This window comes from Arthrobacter sp. D5-1, assembly GCF_017357425.1.
GTDB lineage: Bacteria > Actinomycetota > Actinomycetes > Actinomycetales > Micrococcaceae > Arthrobacter.
Genome location: NZ_CP014571.1, coordinates 4,328,602 through 4,349,770 on the forward strand (window position 1 = coordinate 4,328,602; position 21,169 = coordinate 4,349,770).

The 21,169-nt window shown below is 58.9% G+C and carries 11 protein-coding genes and 6 rRNA genes; 3 read left to right on the top strand and 14 right to left on the bottom strand.

Going from position 1 to position 21,169, the window contains the following annotated elements; translation table 11 throughout:
• Positions 1-52: 52 nt before the first annotated feature.
• A complete protein-coding gene (locus tag AYX22_RS19965; RefSeq protein WP_231941989.1) occupies positions 53-1,387 on the top strand; it encodes an ISL3 family transposase in 1,335 nt (444 codons plus the stop codon).
• Between the two features lie 120 nt (positions 1,388-1,507).
• On the opposite strand, the gene rrf (AYX22_RS19970) is transcribed toward AYX22_RS19965, so the two are convergent.
• The 4 genes from rrf (AYX22_RS19970) to AYX22_RS19985 all read right to left on the bottom strand — a co-directional run bounded on the left by rrf (AYX22_RS19970) (position 1,508) and on the right by AYX22_RS19985 (position 8,318).
• Positions 1,508-1,624, bottom strand: a 5S ribosomal RNA gene (gene rrf, locus AYX22_RS19970).
• A 155-nt stretch (positions 1,625-1,779) separates the two neighbouring features.
• Positions 1,780-4,937, bottom strand: a 23S ribosomal RNA gene (locus tag AYX22_RS19975).
• A 540-nt stretch (positions 4,938-5,477) separates the two neighbouring features.
• Positions 5,478-6,997, bottom strand: a 16S ribosomal RNA gene (locus AYX22_RS19980).
• Together the 16S, 23S and 5S rRNA genes form the textbook arrangement of a ribosomal RNA operon.
• A 439-nt stretch (positions 6,998-7,436) precedes the next feature.
• A complete protein-coding gene (locus AYX22_RS19985) occupies positions 7,437-8,318 on the bottom strand; it encodes an alpha/beta fold hydrolase (RefSeq protein ID WP_207595230.1) in 882 nt (293 codons plus the stop codon).
• Positions 8,319-8,427: 109 nt separating this feature from the next.
• Between AYX22_RS19985 and AYX22_RS19990 the strand changes: the two genes are divergently transcribed.
• Complete coding sequence (locus tag AYX22_RS19990; RefSeq protein ID WP_207595231.1) at positions 8,428-10,308, top strand: BTAD domain-containing putative transcriptional regulator; 1,881 nt, start codon at positions 8,428-8,430, stop codon at positions 10,306-10,308.
• 88 nt (positions 10,309-10,396) lie between these two features.
• Here the strand turns inward: AYX22_RS19990 and rrf (AYX22_RS19995) are convergent.
• The 8 genes from rrf (AYX22_RS19995) to AYX22_RS20030 form a co-directional block, all read right to left on the bottom strand.
• A 5S ribosomal RNA gene (rrf, locus tag AYX22_RS19995) occupies positions 10,397-10,513 on the bottom strand.
• A gap of 153 nt (positions 10,514-10,666) precedes the next feature.
• Positions 10,667-13,824 (bottom strand): 23S ribosomal RNA (locus tag AYX22_RS20000).
• A gap of 540 nt (positions 13,825-14,364) precedes the next feature.
• Positions 14,365-15,884 (bottom strand): 16S ribosomal RNA (locus tag AYX22_RS20005).
• A gap of 806 nt (positions 15,885-16,690) precedes the next feature.
• A complete protein-coding gene (gene rpsN, locus AYX22_RS20010) occupies positions 16,691-16,996 on the bottom strand; it encodes a 30S ribosomal protein S14 (protein ID WP_011776360.1) in 306 nt (101 codons plus the stop codon).
• A gap of 4 nt (positions 16,997-17,000) precedes the next feature.
• Positions 17,001-17,168, bottom strand: a complete 168-nt coding sequence (rpmG, locus tag AYX22_RS20015) for a 50S ribosomal protein L33 (protein ID WP_003798558.1) — start codon at positions 17,166-17,168, stop codon at positions 17,001-17,003.
• The gene (rpmB, locus tag AYX22_RS20020) at positions 17,168-17,404 is read right to left on the bottom strand and encodes a 50S ribosomal protein L28 (RefSeq protein WP_011776361.1); all 237 of its coding nucleotides are present in this window, start codon (positions 17,402-17,404) and stop codon (positions 17,168-17,170) included. Before rpmB ends, rpmG begins: the two co-directional genes overlap by 1 nt.
• Positions 17,405-17,807: 403 nt before the next feature.
• On the bottom strand, positions 17,808-18,572 hold the full coding sequence (locus tag AYX22_RS20025; RefSeq protein WP_207595232.1) for an SGNH/GDSL hydrolase family protein: 765 nt from the start codon (positions 18,570-18,572) through the stop codon (positions 17,808-17,810).
• 43 nt (positions 18,573-18,615) lie between these two features.
• Positions 18,616-19,095, bottom strand: a complete 480-nt coding sequence (locus AYX22_RS20030) for a MarR family transcriptional regulator (RefSeq protein ID WP_089596480.1) — start codon at positions 19,093-19,095, stop codon at positions 18,616-18,618.
• 68 nt (positions 19,096-19,163) lie between these two features.
• On the opposite strand from AYX22_RS20030, the gene AYX22_RS20035 reads away from it, so the two are divergent.
• The gene (locus AYX22_RS20035; protein ID WP_011776364.1) at positions 19,164-19,451 is read left to right on the top strand and encodes a YciI family protein; all 288 of its coding nucleotides are present in this window, start codon (positions 19,164-19,166) and stop codon (positions 19,449-19,451) included.
• On the opposite strand, the gene AYX22_RS20040 is transcribed toward AYX22_RS20035, so the two are convergent.
• Both AYX22_RS20040 and AYX22_RS20045 read right to left on the bottom strand, forming a co-directional pair.
• The gene (locus AYX22_RS20040) at positions 19,427-20,251 is read right to left on the bottom strand and encodes an SGNH/GDSL hydrolase family protein (protein WP_207595233.1); all 825 of its coding nucleotides are present in this window, start codon (positions 20,249-20,251) and stop codon (positions 19,427-19,429) included. The two genes, AYX22_RS20035 and AYX22_RS20040, sit on opposite strands and share 25 nt — an antisense overlap.
• Positions 20,248-21,078 (bottom strand): SGNH/GDSL hydrolase family protein, encoded by an 831-nt coding sequence (locus tag AYX22_RS20045; protein WP_207595234.1) that lies wholly within the window; start codon positions 21,076-21,078, stop codon positions 20,248-20,250. Before AYX22_RS20045 ends, AYX22_RS20040 begins: the two co-directional genes overlap by 4 nt.
• Between the last annotated feature and the right edge of the window lie 91 nt (positions 21,079-21,169).

Here is a 21,169-nt window from a genome sequence, read left to right on the forward strand (position 1 = left end):
GGTGAAACAGGTTCCGTGTCTTGAAATCTGAAGGGCTCGTAGCCCTGCTGTGATGGATGTTCTCTACGCATTCATCAAGAGTCAGGAGCTACGAGCCTTGAACGAGCCTACTTCGCCGCGCCCCGATGCTGCCACCGCCATTTTCAACCTGCCCGACTACCGGGTCACCGGCACCGAGGTCCTCGCCTTCGGGCAGCGACGGATCCGCGTCGTGGCCACCGCCGAGGCCGGCTGCCCGTCCTGCGGCGTGATCAGCACCCGCGTGCATTCACGCCGGTCACAACGCCTGCGTGACATCCCTGTCGCCGGCCCGGTCGAAGTGGTCTGGGCCAAGCGGAGGTTCTTCTGCGATGAGTACCTGTGCCCCCGCCGGACATTCACCGAGGAGACAGCCGAGGTACCGCGCCGGGCACGGTCCACCCGCCGGCTCCGTGAGGCCCTGGTGGCCGCCGTGATCGGTTCCGGGAGGGCCGCCGCCGAGGCTGCCTCTTCATTCGGTGTCTCGTGGTGGCTTGTCCAGCGGGCACTGGATTCCGCGGCGCTGACGCTGCCCGATGTCGATGCCCTGGCACCGCGGATGCTCGGCATCGATGAACACCGCTACCGGTCCGTGCGGTTCTTCCGCGACCCTGCCACGAAGGCCTGGAAACGCTACGAACCCTGGATGACCACCATCGTCGATCTCGACACCGGACAAGTCCTCGGGATCGTTGACGGCCGCGACAGCGAGGGGGTAGGAGACTGGCTGTTCGCCCGCCCGCTTCAGTGGCGGCTGGGCGTGCAGGTCGTTGCCATCGACCCCTCGGCGGCGTTCCGCAAGGCCCTGCGGATGTGGCTTCCACGCACCGCTGTCTCAGTCGACGCGTTCCACCTGGTCAAGCTCGGCAACGACATGCTCACCGAAGTCCGGCAACGACTCACCCAGCAGACCCATGGTCGGCGGGGGCGCTCCATCGATCCGGTCTGGGCCAACCGGCGACTGCTCCTGCGCGCCGGGGACACGCTCTCGGATCGGGCCCGGGACAGGCTCAGCAACGTGTTCGCGACCGACGATGTCACCGGGAAGCTGCAGGCCGCGTGGCTGGTCAAGGAACAGCTCCGGGCCCTGCTGACTACCGGCTCTCTTGCCGACGCTGCCGCCGCGAAGGACCGGCTGCAGGTCCTGGTCGAGCGAGCCGCGCAGCCGGAGACGAACCGGCTGTGGCGCACAATCTGCCGGTGGTGGAAAGAGATCGAAGTCCTCATTGTCACCGGTGCGACAACCGCGAAAGTGGAAGCCAACAACACCGCGATAAAACACATAAAGAGGACGGGTCGGGGATTCACCAACGCACGCAACTACAAAACCCGTATCCTGTTGCGCAGTGCCGCCAGAACAGCGGCATGAACATCCCTCACGGCAGAACGTTCACCACGAACCGTGAAGAGCCGCTTTGCCTCGGTTAGGGGTTGGGTGGTTAAAGGGCAAGAGCCCCGACCTGTGGTCGGGGCTCTTGCCTTAATGGTTGTCCGGCGGTGTCCTACTCTCCCACACCCTCCCGGGTGCAGTACCATCGGCGCTGTGGGTCTTAGCTTCCGGGTTCGGAATGGGACCGGGCGTTTCCCCCACGCTATGACCGCCGTAACTCTGTTACCCGTCCCGGCCCCCCTTTTTTGGTGGGGGTGGGTGGGAAGACTTGTGGTTACAACTGTGGTGTTGTTATTTAGTTGTTGGTTCCGGCAACCCTTGGTGCGGGTTGTTGTTCGGGAACCACATAGTGGACGCGTGCAGTGTGTTGTGTGGTGTAAGTTGTTGGCCTATTAGTACCGGTCAGCTTCACGAGTCTTTAGTCCTCGCTTCCACATCCGGCCTATCAACCCAGTGGTCTGGCTGGGGGCCTCTCACACATAAATGTGTATGGAAATCTCATCTTGAAGCGAGCTTCCCGCTTAGATGCTTTCAGCGGTTATCCCATCCGAACGTAGCTAATCAGCGATGCACTTGGCAGTACAACTGACACACCAGAGGTTCGTCCGTCCCGGTCCTCTCGTACTAAGGACAGCCCTTCTCAAATTTCCTGCGCGCGCAGCGGATAGGGACCGAACTGTCTCACGACGTTCTAAACCCAGCTCGCGTACCGCTTTAATGGGCGAACAGCCCAACCCTTGGGACCTACTCCAGCCCCAGGATGCGACGAGCCGACATCGAGGTGCCAAACCATGCCGTCGATATGGACTCTTGGGCAAGATCAGCCTGTTATCCCCGAGGTACCTTTTATCCGTTGAGCGACGGCCATTCCACAATGTACCGCCGGATCACTAGTCCCGACTTTCGTCCCTGCTTGAGATGTCTCTCTCACAGTCAAGCTCCCTTGTGCACTTACACTCGACACCTGATTGCCAACCAGGCTGAGGGAACCTTTGGGCGCCTCCGTTACTTTTTAGGAGGCAACCGCCCCAGTTAAACTACCCATCAGGCACTGTCCCTGACCCGGATCACGGGCCGAAGTTAGATGTCCAAAGTGACCAGAGTGGTATTTCAACGATGACTCCACCCGAACTGGCGTCCGGGTTTCAACGTCTCCCACCTATCCTACACAAGCCACTCCGAACACCAATACCAAACTATAGTAAAGGTCTCGGGGTCTTTCCGTCCTGCTGCGCGTAACGAGCATCTTTACTCGTACTGCAATTTCGCCGAGTTTATGGTTGAGACAGCGGGGAAGTCGTTACTCCATTCGTGCAGGTCGGAACTTACCCGACAAGGAATTTCGCTACCTTAGGATGGTTATAGTTACCACCGCCGTTTACTGGGGCTTAAATTCTCAGCTTCGCCACACAAGGTGGCTAACCGGTCCTCTTAACCTTCCAGCACCGGGCAGGAGTCAGTCCGTATACATCGTCTTGCGACTTCGCACGGACCTGTGTTTTTAGTAAACAGTCGCTTCCCCCTGGTCTCTGCGGCCCACACCCGCTCACGGAGAGCAAGTCTCCATCACGGGGCAGGCCCCCCTTCTCCCGAAGTTACGGGGGCATTTTGCCGAGTTCCTTAACCATAATTCTCTCGATCGCCTTGGTATTCTCTACCTGATCACCTGTGTCGGTTTGGGGTACGGGCGGCTAAAACCTCGCGTCGATGCTTTTCTAGGCAGCATAGGATCACCGGATCCCCCCATACGGGAGTCCCATCAGATCTCAGGAACGTGCTCGAAGCACACAGGAACGGATTTGCCTATCCCTGACCCTACATCCTTAGACCGGGGCAACCATCGCCCGGCCCGGCTACCTTCCTGCGTCACACCTGTTAATACGCTTACCTCCCGGGATCAGGTCCCGCGCTCGGCCAAAACCCACAACACCACAAGGGTGAGCGGGCAGGCTCCGGGCGGTTAGTATCCCCCGCTTGGCATGGGCGGTTTTTCGCCGGTACGGGAATATCAACCCGTTGTCCATCGACTACGCCTGTCGGCCTCGCCTTAGGTCCCGACTTACCCAGGGCAGATTAGCTTGACCCTGGAACCCTTGATCATTCGGCGGACGGGTTTCTCACCCGTCTTTCGCTACTCATGCCTGCATTCTCACTCGTGTAGGCTCCACCGCTGGTTTCCACCGCGACTTCACTGCCCACACGACGCTCCCCTACCACTCCACACCCCTGAACCACGAAGGCTAGGGCAATGTGTGAAATCCACAACTTCGGCGGTGTACTTGAGCCCCGCTACATTGTCGGCGCGGAATCACTTGACCAGTGAGCTATTACGCACTCTTTCAAGGATGGCTGCTTCTAAGCCAACCTCCTGGTTGTCTTCGCAACTCCACATCCTTTCCCACTTAGCACACGCTTAGGGGCCTTAGTTGGTGGTCTGGGCTGTTTCCCTCTCGACTATGAAGCTTATCCCCCACAGTCTCACTGCTGCGCTCTCACTTACCGGCATTCGGAGTTTGGCTGACGTCAGTAACCTTGTAGGGCCCATCGGCCATCCAGTAGCTCTACCTCCGGCAAGAAACACGCAACGCTGCACCTAAATGCATTTCGGGGAGAACCAGCTATCACGGAGTTTGATTGGCCTTTCACCCCTACCCACAGCTCATCCCCTCCATTTTCAACTGAAGTGGGTTCGGTCCTCCACGACGTCTTACCGTCGCTTCAACCTGGCCATGGGTAGATCACTCCGCTTCGGGTCTAGATCACGCCACTACACTCGCCCTGTTCAGACTCGCTTTCGCTACGGCTACCCCACACGGGTTAACCTCGCGACGTAACACTAACTCGCAGGCTCATTCTTCAAAAGGCACGCCGTCACAACTACTATGCGATCACTCGCGGTTGCTCCGACGGATTGTAAGCACACGGTTTCAGGTACTGTTTCACTCCCCTCCCGGGGTACTTTTCACCTTTCCCTCACGGTACTGGTCCGCTATCGGTCATTAGGAAGTATTTAGGCTTATCAGGTGGTCCTGACAGATTCGCACGGGATTTCTCGGGCCCCGTGCTACTTGGGATACTCTCCAGGCTGCACACAACATTACGGTTACGGGGCTCCCACCCTCTCTGGCCGGCCTTTCAAGACCGTTCACCTATGCCTGCACATCACCCCAACGGTCCGGCAGAACCATCACGGAAAGTCCCACAACCCCGCCCATGCAACGCCCGCCGGCTATCACACATGGAACGGTTTAGCCTGATCCGCGTTCGCTCGCCACTACTAACGGAATCACTATTGTTTTCTCTTCCTGCGGGTACTGAGATGTTTCACTTCCCCGCGTTCCCCCCACGCACCCTATGTGTTCAGATGCGGGTCACACAATCACCTTGCAGCGTTGTGCGGGGTTTCCCCATTCGGACATCCTGGGATCAACGCTCGGTTATCAACTCCCCCAGGCTTATCGCAGATTCCTACGTCCTTCTTCGGCTCCTAATGCCAAGGCATCCACCGTGTGCCCTTAAAAACTTGACCACACAAAGATCAAAAACTTACTCGAGAGAACCACGACCACAAGGGCCAGGTTCATTCATAAGAAATTGCTGTAGAAACACACACACCAACCCCGAAAGGCCAGCCATGCATGTCTCAGATGCTCGCGTCCACTATGTAGTTCTCAAACAACAACCCCATCAACCAGACCACCACCACCCCACACAGGGACACGCGGCAGAACCGGAAGCAGGAACAAAAGAAACACCAGAACGATGCCCTCTGCATTGCTGCAAAAAGGTCCTGTTGCCTCAGGACCCAACAGTGCGCCAAACACAACCCCCACAAACCATGCACCCCGGCAGCGTTCCCAACAACACCCACCCCCACAAAAAGCAGAGACACATGCTGCCGTACTGGCACCAGGACACAACCGGTAAAGGCCATGCCAAACAAGTTTGATTCGTTGATATTCCACCCATGAGCACCCACCGCAGAACAGACGCCTGCGCAATGGGCAACACTGACAACCACCACGAACTGCATACACAGAACACGGAACAGCTGCTAGCAGCTCCTTAGAAAGGAGGTGATCCAGCCGCACCTTCCGGTACGGCTACCTTGTTACGACTTAGTCCCAATCGCCGGTCCCACCTTCGACGGCTCCCCCCACAAGGGTTAGGCCACCGGCTTCGGGTGTTACCAACTTTCGTGACTTGACGGGCGGTGTGTACAAGGCCCGGGAACGTATTCACCGCAGCGTTGCTGATCTGCGATTACTAGCGACTCCGACTTCATGGGGTCGAGTTGCAGACCCCAATCCGAACTGAGACCGGCTTTTTGGGATTAGCTCCACCTCACAGTATCGCAACCCTTTGTACCGGCCATTGTAGCATGCGTGAAGCCCAAGACATAAGGGGCATGATGATTTGACGTCGTCCCCACCTTCCTCCGAGTTGACCCCGGCAGTCTCCTATGAGTCCCCGCCATAACGCGCTGGCAACATAGAACGAGGGTTGCGCTCGTTGCGGGACTTAACCCAACATCTCACGACACGAGCTGACGACAACCATGCACCACCTGTAAACCGACCGCAAGCGGGGCACCTGTTTCCAGGTATTACCGGTTCATGTCAAGCCTTGGTAAGGTTCTTCGCGTTGCATCGAATTAATCCGCATGCTCCGCCGCTTGTGCGGGCCCCCGTCAATTCCTTTGAGTTTTAGCCTTGCGGCCGTACTCCCCAGGCGGGGCACTTAATGCGTTAGCTACGGCGCGGAAAACGTGGAATGTCCCCCACACCTAGTGCCCAACGTTTACGGCATGGACTACCAGGGTATCTAATCCTGTTCGCTCCCCATGCTTTCGCTCCTCAGCGTCAGTTACAGCCCAGAGACCTGCCTTCGCCATCGGTGTTCCTCCTGATATCTGCGCATTTCACCGCTACACCAGGAATTCCAGTCTCCCCTACTGCACTCTAGTCTGCCCGTACCCACTGCAGAACCGGAGTTGAGCCCCGGTCTTTCACAGCAGACGCGACAAACCGCCTACGAGCTCTTTACGCCCAATAATTCCGGATAACGCTTGCGCCCTACGTATTACCGCGGCTGCTGGCACGTAGTTAGCCGGCGCTTCTTCTGCAGGTACCGTCACTTTCGCTTCTTCCCTACTGAAAGAGGTTTACAACCCGAAGGCCGTCATCCCTCACGCGGCGTCGCTGCATCAGGCTTGCGCCCATTGTGCAATATTCCCCACTGCTGCCTCCCGTAGGAGTCTGGGCCGTGTCTCAGTCCCAGTGTGGCCGGTCACCCTCTCAGGCCGGCTACCCGTCGTCGCCTTGGTAGGCCATTACCCCACCAACAAGCTGATAGGCCGCGAGTCCATCCAAAACCACAAAAGCTTTCCACCACCTGACATGCGTCAGACGGTCATATCCGGTATTAGACCCAGTTTCCCAGGCTTATCCCAGAGTCAAGGGCAGGTTACTCACGTGTTACTCACCCGTTCGCCACTAATCCCCCAGCAAGCTGGGATCATCGTTCGACTTGCATGTGTTAAGCACGCCGCCAGCGTTCATCCTGAGCCAGGATCAAACTCTCCGTTGAAGTAAAACAAATCAAACAGACACAACCACACCCACCGGAAATAACGGCCGGCACGGCTGCACAAAATTCGAAACCAGCTGAAAACCAGACCACCACACACGGGGGTGCGCAATGATCCAGCCATAATTTCAACCAATCAATAAAACAATCGGTATCAACAAACTTGGCACACTATTGAGTTCTCAAACAACAGACCCCCCAAAACATCACCCACAGCACACCACACAAAGCAGCGCACCCAAACAGGGCCATTGGAAAAGAAGAGTTATTTTTGGCCGCCTACCGAACCGTACACACCTTCCGGCTTTCCGTTTCGCACCCGGCGACTCAGAAAACAATACACGCCCCCAACCCCCAACGCAAATCCACCCCACACCCAACCCCACCCACCCCAAACCCACCCCCAAAACCCCACCAAACCGCCGTCGGGCGCTGGCTCCTAGCGCTTCATCAGCTCCCGCAACGCAGCGCTGACGGCGCCGGGATTTTCCTCGGCCATGAAGTGGCCGCCGTCAAAGGTCATGTGACGGAGGTCAGGCGCCCAGGCGCCCCAGAGAGCGGCAGCGTCATAGCCCAGCACAGCTCCCCAATCCTGCTGCATCACGGTGACGGGCATCTCCAGAGTGCGTCCGGACTCACGGTCGGCCCGATCATGCGTTACATCGATGCCGGCAGAAGCGCGGTAGTCCGCAACGATCGATGCCACCGCCCCACGTGATGCCCTCAGATACTCCTCCCGATAAGACTCCGGAATCGCGTCAGGGTCAGCGGTCCACCCATCCAGGAATGAGGCGAAAAACGCATCGGCCGTAGCTTCAATCATGGACTCCGGGATTCCGGCAGGCTGGGCCATGAGGTACAGGTGCCACGCCACCTTGGCATCGGCACCCCGGAGAATGTCCCACATGTCCAAGGTTGGCAGCACGTCCAGTGACAAAAGATGGGTCACTGCGTCAACGTGATCCAGCCCAGCGCGAATGGCAACCAGCGCACCGCGATCATGACCGGCGAGGGCAAAACGCTGATGGCCCAGGGCCCGTGCTGCTGCAACGACGTCGGCCGCCATGGTGCGTTTGGAGTAGGTCTCTTCTCCGTCCTCCAGGGGCTTATCACTCGCACCGTATCCTCGAAGGTCCGGGCAGATGACTGTGTAATCCGCCGCCAGGTCGGCGGCGACGTGACGCCACATCAGATGCGTCTGGGGGAAGCCGTGCAAAAGTACGACGGCGGGTCCACTCCCCGCGACGGCAACGTTCAGTTCCACATGGGGTGCTGCAGGGACGCGATGGTAGGTAGCTTCGGGCAGCAATTTCAACGTCATGGGGGTCTCCTTCTCCGGATGTGTTCCCCCTACTATCCCGCCGCCGAATCAGCGGCGAATCAGCCGACTCTGCCGTTTGCTTGTCGGGGCCCGTGACTACGATTGACCCGTGAGTACGCCGCAGATCCGAGTTCTCGGCCCCATCGAGGTGAGTGTTGACGGGGTCCGGTTGGAACTGTCCAAGCGCAGGCATCGGGAGATCATCGCGATCCTGGTCGCGCTGCGGGGCCGGGCCATTCCCACCGCGGACCTTGCCGAAGAACTATGGGATGGCATGCCACCGAACGGAGCAGTGGGAGCCATCCGAAGCTTCGTTGGCGAGCTGCGGCGAATCCTTGAACCACACCGGAAGCCCCGAACCTTGGCCTCCGTCCTGGTCACGGTTGCTGACGGCTACGCGTTGCGGCTCGACGCCGACGCGGTGGACGCCTGGCGCTTTGAAACGACCGTAGCCAGGGCAGTTGGGGCCGATCCCGCCGACGCTGATTCACGTTTGTCTGCTGCCCTCGCGGAGTGGAACGGAAGCCCATACCAGGAATTTTCCGAGCGTCCCTGGGCGGTACCTGAGGCGACGCGGCTGAGCGGGCTGCGGCAGACCGCCGTCGAACGCTGTGCCGAAGCCCGCCTCGCAGACGCCCGGCCAAACGAGGCTGCGGCCATCCTGGAAACGCATGTCACGGCCAACCCGTGGCGCGAGGAAGGATGGCGATTGCTGGCTCTGGCTCTGTACCGGAGCCGCCGCCAAGGCGACGCTCTTGCCGTGCTTCGCAAGGCACGACGTCAGCTGTCCGACGAACTCGGGCTGGACCTCAGCCCCGCCCTCGCAGATCTGGAGACCCGGATTCTCCGCCGGGACCCACAATTGGATCGGCCAAAGCCAGCCAGTTTGGCCCCGATTGCCAGCGCCTATTCCAGTGGCGGCGTGCGGGCCCAACTGGAGGCTTCGAATGCGGTGTTGGGCAGCCTTGCGGTCGCCGGCGATCTCCAGACAGCCCGTCAGCAACGTCTTGCTGCCATCGAGGCGGCCGCCGGCCTCAACGATCCCGAACTCGCTGCGAGAATCATCGGAGGTTACGACGTCCCCGGGATATGGACTCGAACAGACGATCCCGCGGCTGCTGCCGCTGTGGTCGCCGCAGCTGAGGCTGCCTTGGCTTCACCCGCCCACCTCAGCGACCGCAGCCGGGCCCGCCTTCTCGCGACGATCGCCATGGAGTCCCGCGGAACGGCGAGCAGACAGGCCGAAGCGGCCGAGGCCGTTGCGTTAGCCCGAAATGTAGGCGGCAGCCACCTTCTTTGCTTTGCCCTGAGCGCCCACTTCATGCAGGCATTCGCCTACGCAGGCCTGGCAAAGCACCGCGATGACATCGGCCGGCAGCTGATAGCAACAGCGTTCGACGCCGATTCACCCACCTTTGAGATTAACGGGCGTCTGATTCGGATGCAGGCCCTGTGCGCTTTGTCCGACGTTGATTCCGCCCTTCGTGAAGCCAATGCAGTGGATCAACTGGCCGTGCGGCACGAGCGCCCCTTGGCAGCGGTCTTCACCCAATGGTTCCGCTGGACGTTCCTCGACGGCGGTGCGACGCCTCCTGTTCCTGAGGAAATGCCAGGCTTCAGCGAGGGAATCCTTGCGTTTGCGTCGTTCACCCGACAACTACGCAACGGGGAGGAACTGGTTGACGGGGACTTCGGCCCCTACGAACCATGGGTGCGTCCCCTTCTGTTGCTGCGCTCCGGTCACCAAACCATGGCAGCAACCGCACTTCGGCAGCTATCGGATCCGCCCCGGGACCTCTTGTTGGAGGCCACTTGGTGTGTGATGGCCCAGACTGCCTGCGAACTGCGTGAACCATCCATGATCGGCCGGGCCCTTACGGCACTAACGCCAGCCAGCGGAGAACGAGCAGCCGGGAGTGGTGTGGTTGATGCCGGCAGCGTTGACCACTATCTGGGAATGCTCCGGGCTGCAGGGGCTGGCCCGGGGTAGGCGCTGTTGGGGTGTGTGGGTGGTTAGGGGTTGGGTGGTTAAAGGGGAAGAGCCCCGACCTGTGGTCGGGGCTCTTGCCTTAATGGTTGTCCGGCGGTGTCCTACTCTCCCACACCCTCCCGGGTGCAGTACCATCGGCGCTGTGGGTCTTAGCTTCCGGGTTCGGAATGGGACCGGGCGTTTCCCCCACGCTATGACCGCCGTAACTCTGTTACCCGTCCCGGCCCCCGTTTTGGTGGGGGTGGGTGGGAAGACTTGTGGTTACAACTGTGGTGTTGTTATTTAGTTGTTGGTTCCGGCAACCCTTGGTGCGGGTTGTTGTTCGGGAACCACATAGTGGACGCGTGCAGTGTGTTGTGTGGTGTAAGTTGTTGGCCTATTAGTACCGGTCAGCTTCACGAGTCTTTAGTCCTCGCTTCCACATCCGGCCTATCAACCCAGTGGTCTGGCTGGGGGCCTCTCACACATAAATGTGTATGGAAATCTCATCTTGAAGCGAGCTTCCCGCTTAGATGCTTTCAGCGGTTATCCCATCCGAACGTAGCTAATCAGCGATGCACTTGGCAGTACAACTGACACACCAGAGGTTCGTCCGTCCCGGTCCTCTCGTACTAAGGACAGCCCTTCTCAAATTTCCTGCGCGCGCAGCGGATAGGGACCGAACTGTCTCACGACGTTCTAAACCCAGCTCGCGTACCGCTTTAATGGGCGAACAGCCCAACCCTTGGGACCTACTCCAGCCCCAGGATGCGACGAGCCGACATCGAGGTGCCAAACCATGCCGTCGATATGGACTCTTGGGCAAGATCAGCCTGTTATCCCCGAGGTACCTTTTATCCGTTGAGCGACGGCCATTCCACAATGTACCGCCGGATCACTAGTCCCGACTTTCGTCCCTGCTTGAGATGTCTCTCTCACAGTCAAGCTCCCTTGTGCACTTACACTCGACACCTGATTGCCAACCAGGCTGAGGGAACCTTTGGGCGCCTCCGTTACTTTTTAGGAGGCAACCGCCCCAGTTAAACTACCCATCAGGCACTGTCCCTGACCCGGATCACGGGCCGAAGTTAGATGTCCAAAGTGACCAGAGTGGTATTTCAACGATGACTCCACCCGAACTGGCGTCCGGGTTTCAACGTCTCCCACCTATCCTACACAAGCCACTCCGAACACCAATACCAAACTATAGTAAAGGTCTCGGGGTCTTTCCGTCCTGCTGCGCGTAACGAGCATCTTTACTCGTACTGCAATTTCGCCGAGTTTATGGTTGAGACAGCGGGGAAGTCGTTACTCCATTCGTGCAGGTCGGAACTTACCCGACAAGGAATTTCGCTACCTTAGGATGGTTATAGTTACCACCGCCGTTTACTGGGGCTTAAATTCTCAGCTTCGCCACACAAGGTGGCTAACCGGTCCTCTTAACCTTCCAGCACCGGGCAGGAGTCAGTCCGTATACATCGTCTTGCGACTTCGCACGGACCTGTGTTTTTAGTAAACAGTCGCTTCCCCCTGGTCTCTGCGGCCCACACCCGCTCACGGAGAGCAAGTCTCCATCACGGGGCAGGCCCCCCTTCTCCCGAAGTTACGGGGGCATTTTGCCGAGTTCCTTAACCATAATTCTCTCGATCGCCTTGGTATTCTCTACCTGATCACCTGTGTCGGTTTGGGGTACGGGCGGCTAAAACCTCGCGTCGATGCTTTTCTAGGCAGCATAGGATCACCGGATCCCCCCATACGGGAGTCCCATCAGATCTCAGGAACGTGCTCGAAGCACACAGGAACGGATTTGCCTATCCCTGACCCTACATCCTTAGACCGGGGCAACCATCGCCCGGCCCGGCTACCTTCCTGCGTCACACCTGTTAATACGCTTACCTCCCGGGATCAGGTCCCGCGCTCGGCCAAAACCCACAACACCACAAGGGTGAGCGGGCAGGCTCCGGGCGGTTAGTATCCCCCGCTTGGCATGGGCGGTTTTTCGCCGGTACGGGAATATCAACCCGTTGTCCATCGACTACGCCTGTCGGCCTCGCCTTAGGTCCCGACTTACCCAGGGCAGATTAGCTTGACCCTGGAACCCTTGATCATTCGGCGGACGGGTTTCTCACCCGTCTTTCGCTACTCATGCCTGCATTCTCACTCGTGTAGGCTCCACCGCTGGTTTCCACCGCGACTTCACTGCCCACACGACGCTCCCCTACCACTCCACACCCCTGAACCACGAAGGCTAGGGCAATGTGTGAAATCCACAACTTCGGCGGTGTACTTGAGCCCCGCTACATTGTCGGCGCGGAATCACTTGACCAGTGAGCTATTACGCACTCTTTCAAGGATGGCTGCTTCTAAGCCAACCTCCTGGTTGTCTTCGCAACTCCACATCCTTTCCCACTTAGCACACGCTTAGGGGCCTTAGTTGGTGGTCTGGGCTGTTTCCCTCTCGACTATGAAGCTTATCCCCCACAGTCTCACTGCTGCGCTCTCACTTACCGGCATTCGGAGTTTGGCTGACGTCAGTAACCTTGTAGGGCCCATCGGCCATCCAGTAGCTCTACCTCCGGCAAGAAACACGCAACGCTGCACCTAAATGCATTTCGGGGAGAACCAGCTATCACGGAGTTTGATTGGCCTTTCACCCCTACCCACAGCTCATCCCCTCCATTTTCAACTGAAGTGGGTTCGGTCCTCCACGACGTCTTACCGTCGCTTCAACCTGGCCATGGGTAGATCACTCCGCTTCGGGTCTAGATCACGCCACTACACTCGCCCTGTTCAGACTCGCTTTCGCTACGGCTACCCCACACGGGTTAACCTCGCGACGTAACACTAACTCGCAGGCTCATTCTTCAAAAGGCACGCCGTCACAACTACTATGCGATCACTCGCGGTTGCTCCGACGGATTGTAAGCACACGGTTTCAGGTACTGTTTCACTCCCCTCCCGGGGTACTTTTCACCTTTCCCTCACGGTACTGGTCCGCTATCGGTCATTAGGAAGTATTTAGGCTTATCAGGTGGTCCTGACAGATTCGCACGGGATTTCTCGGGCCCCGTGCTACTTGGGATACTCTCCAGGCTGCACACAACATTACGGTTACGGGGCTCCCACCCTCTCTGGCCGGCCTTTCAAGACCGTTCACCTATGCCTGCACATCACCCCAACGGTCCGGCAGAACCATCACGGAAAGTCCCACAACCCCGCCCATGCAACGCCCGCCGGCTATCACACATGGAACGGTTTAGCCTGATCCGCGTTCGCTCGCCACTACTAACGGAATCACTATTGTTTTCTCTTCCTGCGGGTACTGAGATGTTTCACTTCCCCGCGTTCCCCCCACGCACCCTATGTGTTCAGATGCGGGTCACACAATCACCTTGCAGCGTTGTGCGGGGTTTCCCCATTCGGACATCCTGGGATCAACGCTCGGTTATCAACTCCCCCAGGCTTATCGCAGATTCCTACGTCCTTCTTCGGCTCCTAATGCCAAGGCATCCACCGTGTGCCCTTAAAAACTTGACCACACAAAGATCAAAAACTTACTCGAGAGAACCACGACCACAAGGGCCAGGTTCATTCATAAGAAATTGCTGTAGAAACACACACACCAACCCCGAAAGGCCAGCCATGCATGTCTCAGATGCTCGCGTCCACTATGTAGTTCTCAAACAACAACCCCATCAACCAGACCACCACCACCCCACACAGGGACACGCGGCAGAACCGGAAGCAGGAACAAAAGAAACACCAGAACGATGCCCTCTGCATTGCTGCAAAAAGGTCCTGTTGCCTCAGGACCCAACAGTGCGCCAAACACAACCCCCACAAACCATGCACCCCGGCAGCGTTCCCAACAACACCCACCCCCACAAAAAGCAGAGACACATGCTGCCGTACTGGCACCAGGACACAACCGGTAAAGGCCATGCCAAACAAGTTTGATTCGTTGATATTCCACCCATGAGCACCCACCGCAGAACAGACGCCTGCGCAATGGGCAACACTGACAACCACCACGAACTGCATACACAGAACACGGAACAGCTGCTAGCAGCTCCTTAGAAAGGAGGTGATCCAGCCGCACCTTCCGGTACGGCTACCTTGTTACGACTTAGTCCCAATCGCCGGTCCCACCTTCGACGGCTCCCCCCACAAGGGTTAGGCCACCGGCTTCGGGTGTTACCAACTTTCGTGACTTGACGGGCGGTGTGTACAAGGCCCGGGAACGTATTCACCGCAGCGTTGCTGATCTGCGATTACTAGCGACTCCGACTTCATGGGGTCGAGTTGCAGACCCCAATCCGAACTGAGACCGGCTTTTTGGGATTAGCTCCACCTCACAGTATCGCAACCCTTTGTACCGGCCATTGTAGCATGCGTGAAGCCCAAGACATAAGGGGCATGATGATTTGACGTCGTCCCCACCTTCCTCCGAGTTGACCCCGGCAGTCTCCTATGAGTCCCCGCCATAACGCGCTGGCAACATAGAACGAGGGTTGCGCTCGTTGCGGGACTTAACCCAACATCTCACGACACGAGCTGACGACAACCATGCACCACCTGTAAACCGACCGCAAGCGGGGCACCTGTTTCCAGGTATTACCGGTTCATGTCAAGCCTTGGTAAGGTTCTTCGCGTTGCATCGAATTAATCCGCATGCTCCGCCGCTTGTGCGGGCCCCCGTCAATTCCTTTGAGTTTTAGCCTTGCGGCCGTACTCCCCAGGCGGGGCACTTAATGCGTTAGCTACGGCGCGGAAAACGTGGAATGTCCCCCACACCTAGTGCCCAACGTTTACGGCATGGACTACCAGGGTATCTAATCCTGTTCGCTCCCCATGCTTTCGCTCCTCAGCGTCAGTTACAGCCCAGAGACCTGCCTTCGCCATCGGTGTTCCTCCTGATATCTGCGCATTTCACCGCTACACCAGGAATTCCAGTCTCCCCTACTGCACTCTAGTCTGCCCGTACCCACTGCAGAACCGGAGTTGAGCCCCGGTCTTTCACAGCAGACGCGACAAACCGCCTACGAGCTCTTTACGCCCAATAATTCCGGATAACGCTTGCGCCCTACGTATTACCGCGGCTGCTGGCACGTAGTTAGCCGGCGCTTCTTCTGCAGGTACCGTCACTTTCGCTTCTTCCCTACTGAAAGAGGTTTACAACCCGAAGGCCGTCATCCCTCACGCGGCGTCGCTGCATCAGGCTTGCGCCCATTGTGCAATATTCCCCACTGCTGCCTCCCGTAGGAGTCTGGGCCGTGTCTCAGTCCCAGTGTGGCCGGTCACCCTCTCAGGCCGGCTACCCGTCGTCGCCTTGGTAGGCCATTACCCCACCAACAAGCTGATAGGCCGCGAGTCCATCCAAAACCACAAAAGCTTTCCACCACCTGACATGCGTCAGACGGTCATATCCGGTATTAGACCCAGTTTCCCAGGCTTATCCCAGAGTCAAGGGCAGGTTACTCACGTGTTACTCACCCGTTCGCCACTAATCCCCCAGCAAGCTGGGATCATCGTTCGACTTGCATGTGTTAAGCACGCCGCCAGCGTTCATCCTGAGCCAGGATCAAACTCTCCGTTGAAGTAAAACAAATCAAACAGACACAACCACACCCACCGGAAATAACGGCCGGCACGGCTGCACAAAATTCGAAACCAGCTGAAAACCAGACCACCACACACGGGGGTGCGCAATGATCCAGCCATAATTTCAACCAATCAATAAAACAATCGGTATCAACAAACTTGGCACACTATTGAGTTCTCAAACAACAGACACTACCGGCACCACCCACACCCACAAGGGTCCAGGATCGCTCCGGAGCAACTTTTCAAACTTACCCGATCAACCAGATCTTGGCAAATCATCGTTTCCGCGATTCCCGATCCAATCTTCGGCCCCACCCTGCACAGGAACGCTCGAAAGCGAACCATTTTTCAGGCTGTTATCAAAGGGGTTCGGCCTCCGCGGCTCTCAGCTCCAGGCTGTCTCACTCGCGGCGACTCAGAAGACATTACACGCCCACCGGCCCCGGCACAAATCACCATCGGTACCAGCCAAAACCCCGCCCACACGGGCCAAAAGGCCCCATCGTGGCCTCAAACCAACCAAAATCCGCCGGAAACAACCCGAGTGAAGCCCGTCACACCATCAAGATCCGCCAAGGCCTCCGCCCCGACACAAAGCCGACAACCGCCGTCGAACATTCGACCAAACCCGAGGGACATGAGAGAGCGACAGCGTGAAACCCGAGGGACATGAGCGAGCGTCCACCCCAGCCAACGCCCGCACCCAGCCATGCAGTCTTCGCCACACGCCAGGAAGCAGGCTTAAACGCAGAAAAGGCCGGCAACCATGACGGTTGCCGGCCTTTTCAGAGCTTCGTGATTACCAGGAAGACTTGGTGATGCCCGGGAGCTCACCGCGGTGAGCCATGTCGCGGAAGCGAACACGGGAGATACCGAACTTCTGGAGCGTGCCGCGGGGACGGCCGTCGATCTGGTCGCGGTTACGCAGACGGATCGGGGAGGCGTTGCGGGGCAGCTTCTGCAGGCCGAGGCGTGCAGCTTCGCGTGCTTCGTCAGTCGCGTTGGGGTCAACCAGGGTCTTCTTCAGTTCGAGACGCTTGGCAGCGTAACGCTCAACAATGACCTTGCGCTGCTCGTTGCGAGCAATCTTTGACTTCTTTGCCATGTGTTTAGCGCTCCTCTCGGAATTCGACGTGCTGGCGGATCTTGGGGTCGTACTTCTTCAGGACCAGACGGTCCGGGTCGTTACGACGGTTCTTGCGGGTTACGTAGGTGTAACCGGTGCCCGCGGTGGACTTCAGCTTGATGATGGGACGTACGTCCTTGTCCTTTGCCATTAGAGCTTTACTCCTCGTGCCAGGATGTCGGCGACGACTGAGTCGATGCCGCGGACGTCGATTGTCTTGATGCCACGGGCTGACAGGGTCAGCGTGACATTACGGCGCAGGGACGGAACCCAGTAGCGCTTCTTCTGAATGTTCGGGTCGAACCGACGCTTGTTGCGACGGTGCGAGTGCGAAATGCTGTGTCCAAAGCCCGGCTCGGCTCCGGTCACTTGGCAGTGTGCTGCCATGACTCTCCTCCAAAGATTGAATGTAACGGCGTGCAGATGTTCCTGCGTTACCGTGCGACAGGCAGCGTCCGCATCCGATTCCAAACCATTTCGGTAGTTTCCGCAGCAAGTGCGGCGAAGAAGGTTGGCCTCAGGACCGCGCAGTGATGAACACTGGAACAGGTCCTGGGATACCGGGCGAATACAGGAATGCACGCAACTTGAGCCCCTAACTACCGGCCACCGGGATGTCGGAAAAACCGACAGTCACCACCAACCGGAGCAATTGCACACGAACCGCACTACCTAGCGCCTAACTATTCTACGGGCCAGGCCAAATTAAGACCAATCCGGCATCATAAGCCCTCCGCGCCCACCGCCCGGACCACCGCGCCAACACTGGCGGGTCGCCCGCAAGACCGGGCTAGAGCGGCCTGATCAATTCGGGATACTTAGGGCTCAAACCGTCGCCGGAGGAGACACCTCGGACGCGGCGGGCCACCCACGGCGCCGCGGATTCCCGGAACCAGCGTGCATTGGCCTTGAGTGCTTCAACCCGGTTCATCAGACGCGCCGGCGCCAGTTCGGGGACCTCGATAACGTGCTCGTGCTCAAGGACATCAAGCACCCGCTTCGCCATGTTGATGTGGCCGGCGGTGGACATGTGCATCCGGTCCTCGCCCCAAAGCCGCCAATCGTCGTACTCGTCAAAGCGCCAATAGTCCACCAGCAAGGCGCCGTGGTTCTCGGCTATTTCGCGCACCAGTTCGTTGTAGATCGCGGTTCGGCCGCGCATGGCGCTGAAGACTTTGGAGCCCTTTGCGTCAAAGCCGGTGAAGAGGACAACGGTGGCGCCCGCCGCGCTTAACTTGGCGATACCGGCGTCGTACTCCTCAAGAAGCGAGTCAATATCGATCTTGGGCCGCAGGATGTCGTTCGCCCCTGCGTACAGGGTCACCAACGTTGGATTCATGGCGATGGCGGCGTCCACCTGTTCTGCCATGATCTGGCGGAGCTTCCGGCCGCGGATCGCGAGATTCGCGTAGCCGAAGTCCTCGTTGCTGCTTGCCAGCTGCCCGGCTACGACGTCGGCCCACCCTCGAACGCCATTGGGACGGTGGGGATCGTCGTCGCCGACGCCTTCAGTGAAGGAGTCGCCCAGGGCAACGTAACGGGCAGAAAAATCCATGCCGTCAGTCTGCCACCTCAACGCCCGAGGCCACAAAGCACCCTCACGAGTCCCGAAGGATCCAGTGGTTGTTGTCCAGGCGGGCCACGATTTTCTCACCGATCCGGGCGAGGTCTGCGACGTCGTCCGGGGTCAGCGAATCAAGCATCAGGGTACGCACGGATTCCACGTGTCCCGGGGCGAGGGAAACAATGGTGGACATGCCGGCCTCGGTGAGGTGCGCGACGGTCACGCGGGCGTCGCCGGGGTGCGCCTGCCGCTCTACCCAGCCACGCTTCTGCAGCTTGGTCACCACATGCGACAGGCGCGACAAGGAGGCACTCGTTCGCGCAGCAAGCTCGCTCATGGGAAGGTATCGGCCTTCGGTTTCGGAGAGCATCGCCAAAACGTTGTAGTCGAAAAGAGACAGTTTGCCGACCGACTGAAGCTGGGTGTCCAACGCCGAGGGAAGCAGGGTGTTGATGCTCAGCAGGGCCAGCCAGGCACGGCGTTCGTCGGCGTTCAGCCAGCGGGGTTGAGTCATGAACCCATCTTAGGAGAATTCACAGCCTCCTTAGGTCCGGGCAGCGGCCCAACCGATAGGCTGGCGGCATGTTCGTAGTCTCGTTGACCTACAAAGTTCCTGACGAAATTGTCGACTTCCACCGTCCGGGCCACATGGCCTGGCTTAAGGACGCTTTCGACGGCGGCATCTTCCTTGCGTCCGGACGCCGCGTCCCAGCCACGGGCGGCGTGCTGCTGTCCAAGGTGGACCGGGCCACGTTGGATGCATCGTTGGCCAAGGACCCGTTCTACAGCAATGGTGTGGCCGAGTTCGAGATCATCGAATTCACGGCAACCAGCGTTGCTGAGGGTTACGAAAACCTGCTGGACAGCTGAGGCGCCTGCGCCTTCGCAGTACCCAGTCGTTCGGGCAGCACCAGTGGCATGAGTTCCGGCCAGCGCGCTTCCACGTGGTCGCCGCTGGATACGCCGCGAAGCCGACGCGAAAGCCAAGGTCCGACGTCGCGCCTCAGCCAGGCGACGTCGTCGGCGATGCTTTCGGCGCGGGTCCGCGGACGGGGAGCCGCGAGCCTGGGCGACTGGAGTGAGTGCCGCGCTCCGAGCACTTCGAGGACCTTTTTGGCCATGTAGCTGTGGCCGCGCGTGGACATATGCAGGCGATCGGGTGCCCACATCCGCGGGTCCTGGAATTTCTCGAAGCACCAGTAGTCCACCAGGAGCGCCTGGTATTTCGCGGCGATGCGCCGAATATTGCGGTTGTAAATTGCCGTGCGGACTTTGAGCGGCTCCAGCAGGGGTGACAAGGGAACGTTGTAACCCGTGAACAGCAGCACCGTGGCCCCACTGGCTGTGATCCGTCGGACGGCATCTTCATAGTCCTTGATCAGTTTGGCCATGTTGGGCCGGGCCATCAGAAGGTCATTGCCGCCGGCGTAGAAACTGACCAACGTGGGATTCATGGCGAGGGCGGGCTGGATTTGTTCGTCGGCGATCCTTTGGAGGCGCCTGCCGCGGATGGCCAGATTGGCGTAGCGCACTGTTTCGTCGTGCCGTGCCAGTTCTTCTGCCACCCGGTCTGCCCAGCCCCGGCAATGGTTGGGAAGCCTGAGGTCGTTGTCACCAACACCCTCAGTAAAGGAATCGCCGAGAGCCACGAATCTGGTTTGTTCCTTCACTGGGTGGCCTTTTCCATGAGCTTCTTCAAGCCACCCTTGCGCGGGACCTTCACAGGTTGGGGCCAGCGTGGGCTGAGCGCGTCGCCCAGCGTGACGCCCCGCAGTTTACGTCCGAAGAGCGGGACCACCCAGTCATTGACCCAGCGACGCTGCCGGCGTTCCCATTCGCGTATGGACAAACGCGTGGGCGGGTCCCAATCCTTGGGCGAGAATTTGTGGGGGACGTTGAGATGGTCCAACACCTGCGCGGCCAGGTACTTGTGGCCCGCTTTGGACATGTGGAGGCGATCCGGGGCCCACATCCGCTGGTCTTTGTAAGCGTCAAAGCACCAGTAATCAACCAGGACTGCGCCGTACTTGGCGGCGACCTCGCGGACCCTTTGGTTGTAGAGGGTGTTGCGTTTTTTGAAAGGCTCCAAAACCGCGGAGACTTTCACGTCAAACCCAGTGAACAGCACCAGCGTTGCCCCGGTTTCACTCAGCCGGGCCACCAGCAGCTCATAGTCGTTGAGGAGCGCCTCCATGTCCGTACCAAAGTCCAGAATGTCGTTGCCGCCCGCGTAGAGCGTGATGAGCGTCGGCTCCATGGCCACCGCAGGCTCGAGTTGTTCGTCAATGATGTGGCGGAGTCTTTTGCTGCGCACTGCCAGGTTGGCGTACTCCCAGCCCGGCTCTGCTTTCGCCAACTTCTCGGCCACCCTGTCCGCCCATCCGCGGACCCCGTTGGGCAGGACCTTGCTCGGGTCCCCTACGCCCTCGGTGAAGGAATCCCCGATGGCGACAAACCGCCGTCGAGCCTTAACTCCGTCTCCGAATTCCTCCCGCACCCCACCGAAGCTACCCGCCCCCGGTTACACCAGAACCAACCCCAAATGAACAAGCCCGAGGGATGTGAGAGAGGATCACCCCCCCAAACCC